9 protein-coding genes are annotated in these 11,997 nt (G+C 42.8%); 3 read left to right on the top strand and 6 right to left on the bottom strand.

The genetic code is table 11. The features are described 5' to 3' along the window. Positions 1–4 precede the first annotated feature (4 nt). Positions 5–886: an IS982 family transposase gene (locus W293_RS0108360; RefSeq protein WP_025651136.1), complete on the top strand. Its 882-nt coding sequence runs from the start codon at positions 5–7 to the stop codon at positions 884–886. On the opposite strand, the gene W293_RS0108355 is transcribed toward W293_RS0108360, so the two are convergent. The 3 genes from W293_RS0108355 to W293_RS0108345 all read right to left on the bottom strand — a co-directional run bounded on the left by W293_RS0108355 (position 878) and on the right by W293_RS0108345 (position 4,360). After that, the gene (locus tag W293_RS0108355) at positions 878–1,363 is read right to left on the bottom strand and encodes a hypothetical protein (protein ID WP_025652004.1); all 486 of its coding nucleotides are present in this window, start codon (positions 1,361–1,363) and stop codon (positions 878–880) included. The genes W293_RS0108360 and W293_RS0108355 overlap by 9 nt on opposite strands. Next, the gene (locus W293_RS17360; RefSeq protein ID WP_025652003.1) at positions 1,347–3,485 is read right to left on the bottom strand and encodes an McrB family protein; all 2,139 of its coding nucleotides are present in this window, start codon (positions 3,483–3,485) and stop codon (positions 1,347–1,349) included. The genes W293_RS0108355 and W293_RS17360 overlap by 17 nt, the downstream gene beginning before the upstream one ends. 68 nt (positions 3,486–3,553) lie before the next feature. Further along, the gene (locus W293_RS0108345; RefSeq protein ID WP_025652002.1) at positions 3,554–4,360 is read right to left on the bottom strand and encodes a crotonase/enoyl-CoA hydratase family protein; all 807 of its coding nucleotides are present in this window, start codon (positions 4,358–4,360) and stop codon (positions 3,554–3,556) included. A 319-nt stretch (positions 4,361–4,679) separates the two neighbouring features. Between W293_RS0108345 and W293_RS0108340 the strand changes: the two genes are divergently transcribed. Then, entirely contained in the window at positions 4,680–5,378 is a 699-nt protein-coding gene (locus tag W293_RS0108340; RefSeq protein ID WP_025652001.1) for a LysE family translocator, read from the top strand. A gap of 65 nt (positions 5,379–5,443) precedes the next feature. Then, positions 5,444–6,481, top strand: a complete 1,038-nt coding sequence (gene rlmF, locus W293_RS0108335) for a 23S rRNA (adenine(1618)-N(6))-methyltransferase RlmF (protein WP_025652000.1) — start codon at positions 5,444–5,446, stop codon at positions 6,479–6,481. Between the two features lie 352 nt (positions 6,482–6,833). Here rlmF and W293_RS0108330 read toward each other — a convergent pair whose 3' ends face one another. The 3 genes from W293_RS0108330 to gyrB form a co-directional block, all read right to left on the bottom strand. Continuing rightward, positions 6,834–7,463, bottom strand: a complete 630-nt coding sequence (locus W293_RS0108330; RefSeq protein WP_025651999.1) for a manganese efflux pump MntP family protein — start codon at positions 7,461–7,463, stop codon at positions 6,834–6,836. Positions 7,464–7,525: 62 nt separating this feature from the next. Then, positions 7,526–9,007, bottom strand: a complete 1,482-nt coding sequence (locus W293_RS0108325) for a DUF6880 family protein (RefSeq protein WP_025651998.1) — start codon at positions 9,005–9,007, stop codon at positions 7,526–7,528. Between the two features lie 126 nt (positions 9,008–9,133). Beyond that, positions 9,134–11,713 (bottom strand): DNA topoisomerase (ATP-hydrolyzing) subunit B, encoded by a 2,580-nt coding sequence (gyrB, locus tag W293_RS0108320; protein ID WP_051395163.1) that lies wholly within the window; start codon positions 11,711–11,713, stop codon positions 9,134–9,136. Positions 11,714–11,997 lie beyond the last annotated feature (284 nt).

Genomic DNA, 11,997 nt, shown 5'->3' with positions numbered 1-11,997 from the left:
TGAGATGCCCATAGACGAATTTATCATCAATATCTATTTAATGGTAGAGCAATATTACAAAATAGTCGTCACCAAACCCTTGCGAAGTGCAGGTTACGCGCCAAAGCTAAGTGATCCTGAGGTCATTTGCATGGAGATGGTCGGTGAATTTTTACACCTTGATCAAGACAAACAAATTTGGCAATACTTTACCCAGCATTGGCAAGACTGGTTTCCAGCCATCGGCTCATACCCTAACTTCGCAAAGCATTGCGCAAATCTGTGGCAAGTCAAACAGCGGATACAAGATAACGTCAGTCAAATTGAAGGCCGTGACAACATTCATTTTATGGATGGCTTTCCGATACCCGTCTGTCATTATGGACGCGCTTATCGGCATAAGAATTATCAAGACTTAGCAGCTTTTAGCTACTGTGCCGCTAAGCAAGAGAGGTACTATGGCTTTGAAGGCCATTTGCTTGTTAACTTATCGGGCATGATTAAAGGCTTTACCTTTGCTCCTGCCAATGTTGATGAAAGAGCGGTTGCCCCAGAAATCACCACTCATATTCATGGGCTGCTTGGCGCTGATAAAGGGTATATCAGCCCTAGTCTGACATCGTACTACGACGCTCAAGGCGTGGATTTACAAACGCCACTCAGAGCCAACATGAAAGAGGATAGACCCAAACCTGTGGTAAGGCGGCTAATGAAAGCCCGCCGTATCGTTGAAACAGTCATTGGTCAGCTATCAGAACGATTTAATATACAAAGGGTACGAGCAAGAGATTTATGGCATTTGTCTCATCGATTGATTCGTAAGATTCTTTCACACAATCTGTGCTTTGTACTCAACAAAAAACTTGGTAATCCGCCTCTTCAGTTTGATTTGCTTATTTCAAGTTGAGAGTGGGGTTAGATAAGGAAATAAATAGACCAAAAAATCAAAGACATTGGTTTGATTGCGACTATGCTTTAAATCAAATAAATTAAAGCACAGTACCTTTTGTAGCATATAGTGTAAAAAATAGTCCTCAATACTGGCTTCTTGATTATTCGTTACAGTACCAACGTCACTAGCCTCATCGATAACACTCTGAGCAAAACGCGATTGGATTTTTAGTTGCGTATTCTGTACGCCAATAAAACCCATGACATTACCCGTTGTTAAAATTATCTTAGAATCACTAAGAGTTAGCTCAAAGATTGGCTCGCTAGCAATATCGTCTTCGTTGTCCTTAAGATAATCAGGAAATATTAGTAAATCAGGATTTGCTTTTACCAACTCGCTAATATTTTTATTAGCAATCAGACTTATATTATCCTTATAAACCTGATCCATTGCCGTCAGCTCTAAAGCTGTATTGTCAGTCGTGACTATCATTATAACCAACCGAGTCATAGGTATTATCATAGGCACTTTTTAAACTAGCAAGCTGCTCATCGGCATCAGGATAGCCACGCAGATATTCAAACAGGAGCGACTGTAGATGGTACGTCCAGAGTTTATCGAAATCCCCATTATAATTAGCCAGTTTTAGGAAGTAAGCTGGACCGACATGGTAGGCATCGCTCAAGCCTTGAACAGATTCGATAGCACTATTTAAATTAATAAGCCGTTGCTTAGCTTCTTCTGCCCATTCATCTATTTGCCCTTCCCACATTGAAAGCCTATCTTCGGCTTTGATTTCTTTCCAAGCAAATCGGCGGCGCATTGCAAAATCAAATGATTCGACACTACGATCGATATCGTTCATGGTACCGATGATATAGACGTTGTCTGGAATATAAAAACCGTTCTTAAAAACATCTTCTTTGGTTTGCAGATTGGCGTATTGGGTAGTGACTCTGCCACTCTCGCCCCGATAGCCGGGGTCAATTGAGAAGAAAAGCTCGCCTAAGACTTTGGATATCTCGGCACGGTTTATTTCATCGAGTATAAGGACGAACTTTTTGTTTTTATCATCGGTATTAGCCATTTGCAAATCGTAGTTTTCTTCAATGTATTGGCATACTGGAATCAGATAAGGCTTCCAGTTCAGCGACTTACCTGTTTCAAAATAGGTTTGTATCAAAGATTTGGTTAAAGTGATTTGTCTCTGCGTTTCACTTGAAAGAACGGCGGTAATATTATCGCGCGAGTTAACAATAACGCTAAATGGACTCTCTTGGCTAGGGGTTGCTAACTCTAAAGTATTCTCAGATATCTCATCTATAAATCTTTGATAGACCTCATCAAAGTTACTTAATTGTTGATTGTTCTGATACTTTAATGCTTCTTTACAGAACTTCTTAAAACTACCGTCCCGCAGCTCAAAGCTAACCTCACCTTCTTCATTTTGAATAGGTCTTAGACCTTCGACAAAATCAGTATAGTCATAGGACGGATGAAATTGAATGAGCTTGTGCTCTGCATCCCAAGCTTTAGCCAGCGCTTTTGCTAAGTAGGTTTTACCCGTTCCTGGTGCTCCTGTAAGTATAAGATTCTTATTGGCTAACAGTAGCTCGCTGATTTCTTGTAGCAAAGGATTGGTGATAGGTGGTTGAGCGTTTGAAGTACTTACTTGTTCATTCATAATTGACTTATTAGCAAGCTTAAAAACATTTTTATAAGCTTCAAACAAATCGCCTTTTAGATCATTGATGATACTGTAGTAATCAAGCAAAGACAGTCTCTGTTCATAATCTAACTCCATTATTCGACCGAATAAGTAATGCTCGTCTTTGACAGGGTTTTGAAAGCCGTATTCATCCGTGTTTAATGTAAAGCCTCTCTTAGCAAGCTTAGTAATCTCTTCACTGTCTCTCAAAGCTATAAAAGCATCCATAAACGGCTTGATATATTCTATTGGTGTTTTTTCTTCTTTAAATCTGACGTAAAGCGTATTAAATCCTAAACCGTAACCAATTTTATTGTCTGATAAGTAGATGTGGTATTGGACTTCGGTGCCCGCACCTTCGTTGATCGCCCACTCTCTGTCTTCGCTATCGTATTTGAACAATAACTTTGAGTTAGTAATTCTTTGATTACCTGTCAGCTCTTTTCTAGCGAAAAGAAAGTCCTTTTTCAGACCACTGACGTCTTGGTTTATAAGACCAACCAAGTGACCGATGCTGTCGATTTTTATAGCGCTAACATTGATGTAATCTAGCTCTTGCATTGCTCCAACTAGCTCGTCGCGCAACTGCCATTCACCATTTTCACTACCTTTCATAGCAATTAGCCACAAACTTGATGTATCGACATTTTGCAACTTCGAAAATCTTTTCTTCACCTTCATATTAAATTGACTTATATAGCCACTTAGAGATTGCTTCGAGAGATTATATCGCTTTGCCAGATACTCAAAGTCAGCCTTGTATTCAGGCTCTGAGAAAAAAGTGATCAAGAAGAATTTATAGTTAAAAGACATAAAGTCTTCATCTAACAATACATGTAGCCACTCCTCCCTAGTAACTTGGGATGGACCGTTATAGTCATCATTCTTTATGATAATTTGTTGCACCGCGGTATCCTTCAAATGAAATTTTAATGATGGTTTCTTATGATCATACGAGAGGTAGACTAAAAACCCTAACGCCCCACAAACTCAGCTTCCCGTCTCTCAACCATCGCCATCGCACCCTCTTTGGCATCTTCTGAATGAAATAAATGCGGCAGATAGCTATGAATATTGGCGAGTGCTGCTTTTGCGCCATTACGACTGGCATCTTGCGCAGAAGACAGCAACCCTTGTACCCCAAGTGGCGCGGCTTGACAGATCTCTTTAGCGATAGTGCGTGCGCGCTCATACTCTTCACCATTGGCGACGACTTCACTGACTAAATTAAGTCTATCAGCCGTTTGCGCATCAAAGTTTTTACCAGTTAGCAAATACGGCATGGCTTTTTGCCAGCCAGCTGCCGCGACAAATCTTACCGTCGCCCCGCCAAACGGCATGATACCGCGTTGGACTTCCATTTGCGCAAAGTTGCAGTTATCACTAGCGATGACCACATCACTATTTAGCATCAGCTCAATCCCAGCGGTAAAGCAAGTGCCTTGTATTGCCACGACCACAGGTTTGGTCCGCAGTTTGCCACCGATACCCCACGGATCGATTTTATTATCATTGAATTCAAACGCGCCTTTATCCCATTTATCTTGTAGCTCCATCAAATCAAGACCAGCGGTAAAGTGCTCGCCATGGGCGAAGATAAGCGCACAGCGTAGGTTATCGTCGTTTTCATAGTTGGTAAGCGCCTCAGAGAGTTGCTTGATCATATGGCTATCAAAGGCGTTGCGCTTGTCCGCACGATTGAGTCCGATTAGGCAGATATGGCCGTCAGTTTCATAGGTAATGCGCTTGCCAATAGCGTCAGTATCGTTTTGCATGCTCATGGTTTTATCCTTTTTATATTTGTAGTTGTGGTAGGGTGCGGTTAGTTTTATCAAGTTTTCGTAGAGAATGAAGATAAAATGTAACCCACCATTTAAACCTTATAAAAGTATAAGACGGTGGGTTACGCTGCGTTAACCACACCCTACGCCAAAATTGTCTTATTTCAGTGAATATTACTGACTTTCAATATAGACATACGCTCTTTGCAACGCAAGCACCGTTTTAGCGTTTCCATCAACAGCTGACCTCAATATCAGTTGACCTGATTTGCGATAAGTGCAACTATTATTCAACCTAAGACATGACTCAGAGCTTTTTATGGAATTTTGGCACGGTTTTTTGCTGATCACCAGCGTCCATTTACTTGCTGCTGCCTCTCCAGGGCCTGATTTTGTCTTGGTATCACAGCAGACATTGGCAAAAGGTCGGCGCACAGGTTTGATTTGTAGCCTTGGTATTACCTTGGGTCTTGCTGTACACATTATCTATTCGGTACTGGGACTGGCAACAGTGATCGCCCATTCGCAGCCGCTATTGACCGCTATTAAATGGTTGGGTGGTAGCTATCTGATTTATCTCGGATGGCAAGGTATTCAAGCCAAACCGAAAAAACCATTAGATTTAGCAGATTCAGAAAATGTACGCATTGATGTTTCACAAGCCGCGACTACCGAGCAAGCACCGCTGCTTTCTACCAAAAAATCTTCTATTAATAGCGACTCAACTTTCGCCATTCTACGTCGCGGCTTTTTTTGTAATGTATTTAACCCAAAAGCGCCGGTGTATTTTGTCGCGATATTTACCCTCGTATTGTCACCTGACATACCGCTTTGGCAGTTAGCAATCTATGGCGTATGGATGATGGTCTTGCAGATGGCATGGTTTAGCGCCGTAGTGATGTTACTCTCCATTCCTGCGATACATCGTCGCTTTCAACGCTTTGAGCATTGGATTGACCGCGTCTTAGGTACCGCGATGATCGTATTGGGATTAAACCTGATTTTACGTAGCCGATAAGACATTCGTTAGCCGCGAAATCTGCTAAAATGGTTGATTATATTCAAACATCAAAGCCCGATACTATGACCAGTAAGCTTATGAACCGTCGCCCGACCGCTAACAATCACAGAAACAGATCACCTGAGACTGCCAAAAAATTAGGCCAGCTGCATCCACGCAATCCGCACCAAGGCCGCTATGACTTTGCGGTATTGACCCGCGCTTTGCCTGAGCTTGCCAAGCATACGATTACCAATCCTAATGGCGAGCCAACGATTAACTTCTCTGATCATCAAGCGGTAAGAGTGCTTAATCAGGCGCTATTGGCCCATTATTATGGCGTTAAATTTTGGGACATTCCTGAAGGTTATTTGTGTCCACCGATTCCGGGGCGTGCCGATTATATTCATTACATCGCTGACTTATTGGCGCAAACCACGCACATGAATGACGATAATACACCGCCGATGGGTAAAGAAATCCATGCCTTAGATATTGGTACTGGTGCCAGTGCTATTTACCCTATTATCGGCAGCCAAAGCTACGGTTGGCGCTTTACGGCGAGCGATATCGACCCTATTTCGGTCAATACCGCGGCATTGATTTGTGAAGCCAATCCAAAGCTAAAAGGCGCGGTGAAAGTAAAACTACAACCCAATCCGAAGAAGTTTTTTGCAGGTATCATCGGTCGTCAAGATTACTTCGATGTGGTCGTGTGCAACCCGCCATTCCATGCGTCACTAGAAGAAGCGATGGAATCCAATACCCGCAAGCAGCATAATTTGCAACGCCATCGTGGCAAGAATGAAAACGAGCAAGTAAGCCGACACTCAACGAAATCTGGCAATGCGGCACAAAACCTAAACTTCGGCGGTCAGCATAAAGAGCTATGGAGTGAAGGTGGCGAGATTACCTTTTTGACTAAGATGATAAAAGAGAGCCAAGATTTCGCTGAGCATGTTGGCTGGTTTACTAGCTTAGTCTCGAAGTCTGAAAACGTAAAACCTTTACAGCTATTGCTAAAGCAGCTTGATGTCACACAGATGCGCATTATTGAGATGAGCCAAGGACAGAAAAACACCCGTATATTGGCATGGCGTTTTAACACTGATGAAGAATAGTAGTTACTGTTTTTAATTCTTAAAGTTTCACGTGAAACAAAAAAAGCACCGCTCTGGAACCCAGAGCGGTGCTTTTTATTGAGAAAATAAGTCAAAATGGAATATAGTTAAATACCTTAAAACGCGACGGTATTGCTGATTTATCGATATTAATTTTCACTCATTATAGGGCGTGTTGAACATTCGATCGTGGCACTGACAGAGACTATTTTTTAGGCTGATGCTAAAATTGCCCCATACCGTGTTGCAATTCGAGCTAAGGTATCAACATAATCTTCGACTTGCGCCGTGTCTGGAACAATTTTAGCGATCAGCAGTGTTCATTTATGAATGTTCAACACGCCCTAGTTATCTAGCCAAAAAACATGATTTTTATACCAATTAAAATAAGCACCAAACCACCTAATGCTTCGGCTTTATCCTCTAACCATGTACCAGAGCGCCAGCCTAGATAAACACCGAATAGCCCAAATATAGCCGTTACTACAGCGATAATTAAACATGCTAACCATGCATTCAATGCCAATAAATTAAGGGTAAACCCTGCCGCCATCGCATCAATACTGGTGGCAATGGCGAGCGTAAACATAGTGCGATGATTGATACTGCCGTTTCCACTGCCTATGGCGGCAACGGTATCACCAGTCGTATCAATAGCACCAGCCTTTAGGTGAAGCGCACTGTCTACCGCATCCTCCCCATCACCAGTAAACACCTCATAAAGCATCTTGCCACCGAGACCGATCAGTATAATGCCACCGATCCAAGGTGCAGCAGCAGCCAACCAGCCTAAAAGTGCTGCGCCTAACAAATATCCAATCAATGGCATCACGCCCTGCGCAATACCAAAATATAACGCCGCATAAACAGCTAAACGTAACAAATACTGCTTGCTTTGTTTTTGCGACTTAGCACCCAGCCCAATCGCGACAGCAAATGCATCCATGGCTAAAGCGATAGCCAGCAACACAACTTCAATCATTTTAGTGTCCACTTATTATAATGATTTATCTAGTGAAGTTTCACGTGAAACATCACATCGATTTAATCGTTTACCTCTTCCCAAAAACTACGCTTTCTGCCATGCTTATCTTTAAGCGTAATAACATATTCTTTATGGGTTGCAAGTTCGCTGTAAGGCTTAGACGATTGACTAATAACCGTATCAAGCTTTGTTAGACGGTTGAAGTAGCGAGCCGCGTGACCATAGGCTTTGCTGCGAGAGCTGTCTAGAATATCATTAAGTAAAGTGCGATAAATAATAACTTGAAGTAAATCAGTCTCAGCTGGCAACTCCTTTAACATGCCGGTTAGCGCTGTATAATGTACATCAGCAAACTGGCAATAACGGGCAACTGCGACCTGATTGGCAAGCTCAACCTCTCCTATTTCTAGCAGTAGTGATGTTGCCATAAATACATTTTCTTGTTGCTCTGCCAGCTCATAAGCTCTTTTTCGCCACTGAGCTTGCTGAGCAGGACTGGCCTCAGCCATGATAGCTTTTAGCCTTAAAGGGCTTGGTTGCAGCTCAAATACCTCGCCTAGCACTTCCATGAGCGCATTGGTATTTTTTTGCATGTGATATATGTGACTTAGCCAATCCAAGCGTCTGGTCTTATCTAACAGACCATCGCTTTGCCACTCTTCATTTAAGTAGTGTAGTGCCTTATCAAAAGCTCTTTGATTTAGCAAAAATGTTAGCAACTCTTCTAATCTTCGAGGATGAACTGGTCTAGTCTCTTGCATCTCAAAAAAGATGGTTTCAAAAAATCCCACATCACCTAGCGCCCTTGATAGATTTTTTATGGCGATCTCAATTACCATTTTTTCATAGTTAATCGAAAAAGCATCATCGCTTAAAGGGCTGTTTTGCCTTTCATTGAGCGTATCTTCGTTTGCCTTTTTTATTTGGATATTCTCACGCTCTTGTTGATAATCAGCGATCAATCCACGTATCTCAGGCTCAGATAACAGCTCATTAATATCTTCTAATAAACTATCTTTAGTACCATAATCATTATCGTCAGCCAGCAATTTTACTTTCTTTACCCAAGCATGGCTGAGTATATCGCGCTCATCAACCAGTATGTCTCGCTTTTCTTGCTCATAGCATGTGCTAGCCACTGTCAGCCAAGATGCAGTCAAACTCCTATAAATATCACCAATATAACCGTTAGAATCATCAGCACGCCCTAAGCTAGCATTAGTAGATTCTATAAATAACTCAAGTAACGTCAGGCATTCTTGTGGTTGCTCAGGATAAAGGCTCATTATGTCACTGGCTAAGTGCTGAAGCTCAGTAGCAAATTCGCTAGACTCCCAATAATCTACAAACTTCCTTCGTCTTCTAAGTCCTTTTAGTGTAGTGGTTAACTTTTTTATAAGTTTAGGCTTATCTGATTGTAATAGCAGACGCTCAATTTTTTTATCGAGCATTTTATCTACACCATACACATCAGAGACAAAATCAATTAAGGCCGTTTTTGATAGTTGTGACAAATACTTCTTTTGTTCTGCGTTTAGCATAGTGTTACCCTCACTATTTTACTGGTAATGTTTCATATGAAAAAAGCCACCTTGCGAGCAAGATGACTTTATACCAATAAATACTTATATTCAAACTTCAAGGTCTATAATCTCAAAGCTTAAAAGCTAAATATCCAAATTAGACACTGTTAGCGCATTTTCTTCGATAAAGATACGACGTGGCTCAACGTGATCACCCATTAGGCAGGTAAACATATGATCCGCCGCGATAGCATCTTCGATCGTGACGCGTAGCATGCGACGGTTTTCAGGATCCATAGTGGTATCCCAAAGCTGATCAGCGTTCATCTCCCCTAGCCCTTTATAGCGCTGGATTGCCAAACCACGACGCGCATCCAGCATCATCTGTTGCCAGAGATAATCAAAGTCACGCACTGGGATATCTTTGGTCGTACCTGCTGTTGCCTCACGACGAATAAAGGCATCTTCCTCAAGTAAGGTGTTCCATTCAGCCGATAATCGTAGCAACTTGGTATATTCACCTGAGTTGATAAAGCTTGCATCTAGCAGATAATGGTGGGCTAATTGATGCACATAAACAGTGATACGTGGCAACCATTGTGCCTTGGCTGATAACGCCTCACTATCAGACACTGTGCCATCTGCAATTTCTACCGCAGGCCTCATACCCAATAAGTCTGCAGCGGCAGCATCCATATTCTTTGGTTGCGGCGCATGAATATTGACCAATTCAATCTCAGGGCTCAGATCACTACCAAAGTGCTCAAGCTGAGTTTGCATGGCTTCTTGCCACGCTTGCATAGCAGACTTATCGTAAGTCATATCAGTGCTAAGCTTTGGCGTATGCGTTAAAGCATCCAAAATTACCGCTGGAAAACGAATTTGCAAACGGGCTTTGATCAGCTGCGTTTGGTTATAATCATTCAATAGCGTCTCTAATGCTTGCCCAGTAATGGCAGGCGCATCAGCACTAATATGCAGCTTGGTATTGTCAATCGTTGATGACAATAGATAAGCTTTTAAGGCTTCATCGTCCTTTAGATACAGCTCTTGACGACCTTTTTTCACTTTGTATAGCGGTGGCTGAGCGATATAAATATAGCCACGCTCGATCAGCTCTGGCGTTTGACGGAAGAAGAAGGTCAACAGCAAGGTACGAATGTGTGACCCATCAACGTCGGCATCGGTCATGATGATGATTTTGTGATAGCGTACTTTATCAGGATTATATTCATCAGGACCGATACCACAGCCAAGCGCAGTAATTAAGTTACCTACTTCCGCAGACGACAACATTTTGTCAAAACGCGCACGCTCAACGTTTAGGATTTTACCTTTTAGTGGCAAAATCGCTTGGGTCTTACGGCTACGACCCTGCTTGGCTGAACCACCCGCAGAGTCACCCTCCACGATATACAGCTCTGAAAGCGCTGGATCTTTTTCTTGGCAATCCGCCAACTTACCAGGCAAACCAGCGATATCCAAAGTGGTCTTACGACGTGTCATTTCACGTGCTTTGCGAGCAGCATCACGTGCTCGTGCTGCATCGATGATTTTATTCGCAATGGCTTTACTAGCCGTTGGATTCTCTAACAAAAAGTCGTTGAACTTATCATGCATGGCTGATTCAACAGCAGACTTTACTTCGCTTGAGACCAGCTTGTCTTTGGTTTGACTAGAGAATTTTGGATCAGGCACTTTAACCGAGACAATCGCCGTCAAACCTTCACGCGCATCATCGCCCGTCGCCGTCACTTTCTCTTTTTTGAATAAGTTTTCACGATCCATATAACTGTTTAGACAGCGGGTCAATGCCGAACGAAAGCCTGATAAATGCGTACCACCATCGCGCTGCGGGATGTTGTTGGTAAAGCACAATACTTTTTCGTTATAAGTGTCCGTCCATTGTAGGGCCACTTCGACACTGATGCCATCGTCTTGCTCACTATCAAAATGGAAGACTTCGTTGACGCCATCTTTGCCCGCATTAATATAGCTGACAAACTCTGACAATCCGCCTTTATGCTCAAACTCATGACGCTTATCGATACGCTCATCGGTCAAGACGATGCGTACACCTGAGTTCAAAAACGACAGCTCACGTAAACGCTTGGCTAAAATATCATATTCGAAGATAGTGCCAGTAAAGACATCGTTACTAGGATAAAAGCGGATTTGGGTGCCCGTTTTATCCGTTGCTTCCATTTGCTGAATGTCAGCATCAGGCACACCATCGGTATACGTCTGATGGTAGTGATAGCCTTCACGCCAGATATTCATTTCAAGCTTTTTGGACAAGGCGTTAACGACCGAGACGCCGACACCATGTAGACCGCCTGAGACTTTATAGCTGTTATCATCGAACTTACCACCTGCGTGCAGCACGGTCATGATAACCTGCGCCGCTGACACCCCCTCTTCTGGATGGATATCAACAGGGACGCCGCGACCATTGTCCATGACACTGACCGATTCGTCTTCGTGAATGACGATATCGATCTGATCACAATGACCGGCCAATGCTTCATCGATAGAGTTGTCCACCACCTCAAAGACCATATGATGCAAGCCGGTGCCGTCATCGGTATCACCGATATACATCCCAGGACGCACGCGCACGGCTTCTAAACCGCGTAAAACACGGATATCTTTGGAGCTGTAATCAGAGGGTAACCCTTGAACGGCGGCAGGGACAATCGTGTCAACGACAGTATCCGACACCATAGCATCTGAAACTGTCGTATCGGCCGTCAATTGCTCGTAATCGGTAGGTAATGAATCACTCATGTGCATTCCTTAATCTAGCCATTATCAGCCCATCACGGGCGCACCATTACGGTGACGCCTCACGATGTTATCTTAGACTTAACGTTTTATGGTCAAAGCCTGTCATGCGTATTATTAGCTAAACATTGTTAGCTACAACTTTGTGGCATGTCATTACAGACATAAAATTAGCGCTCGGTATTTTTAATACTAGCTTCTGTTCTTTTAAACATTATTAAAGC

This window comes from Psychrobacter sp. TB67 (assembly GCF_000511065.1).
GTDB classification, from domain to species: Bacteria; Pseudomonadota; Gammaproteobacteria; order Pseudomonadales; family Moraxellaceae; genus Psychrobacter; species Psychrobacter okhotskensis.
Note: the sequence above shows the minus strand (reverse complement) of the source record. Positions and strands in the feature narration are given on the sequence as shown.

Bases quoted from the DNA above. Each gene is read 5' to 3' on its own strand.
- gyrB (WP_051395163.1), bottom strand. From the start codon at position 11,713: ATGGTGTCGGATACTGTCGTTGACACGATTGTCCCTGCCGCCGTTCAA.
- W293_RS0108340 (WP_025652001.1), top strand. From the start codon at position 4,680: ATGGAATTTTGGCACGGTTTTTTGCTGATCACCAGCGTCCATTTACTT.
- W293_RS0108355 (WP_025652004.1), bottom strand. From the start codon at position 1,363: ATGATAGTCACGACTGACAATACAGCTTTAGAGCTGACGGCAATGGAT.
- W293_RS0108330 (WP_025651999.1), bottom strand. From the start codon at position 7,463: ATGATTGAAGTTGTGTTGCTGGCTATCGCTTTAGCCATGGATGCATTT.
- W293_RS0108360 (WP_025651136.1), top strand. From the start codon at position 5: ATGCCCATAGACGAATTTATCATCAATATCTATTTAATGGTAGAGCAA.
- W293_RS0108345 (WP_025652002.1), bottom strand. From the start codon at position 4,360: ATGAGCATGCAAAACGATACTGACGCTATTGGCAAGCGCATTACCTAT.
- W293_RS0108325 (WP_025651998.1), bottom strand. From the start codon at position 9,007: ATGCTAAACGCAGAACAAAAGAAGTATTTGTCACAACTATCAAAAACG.
- rlmF (WP_025652000.1), top strand. From the start codon at position 5,444: ATGACCAGTAAGCTTATGAACCGTCGCCCGACCGCTAACAATCACAGA.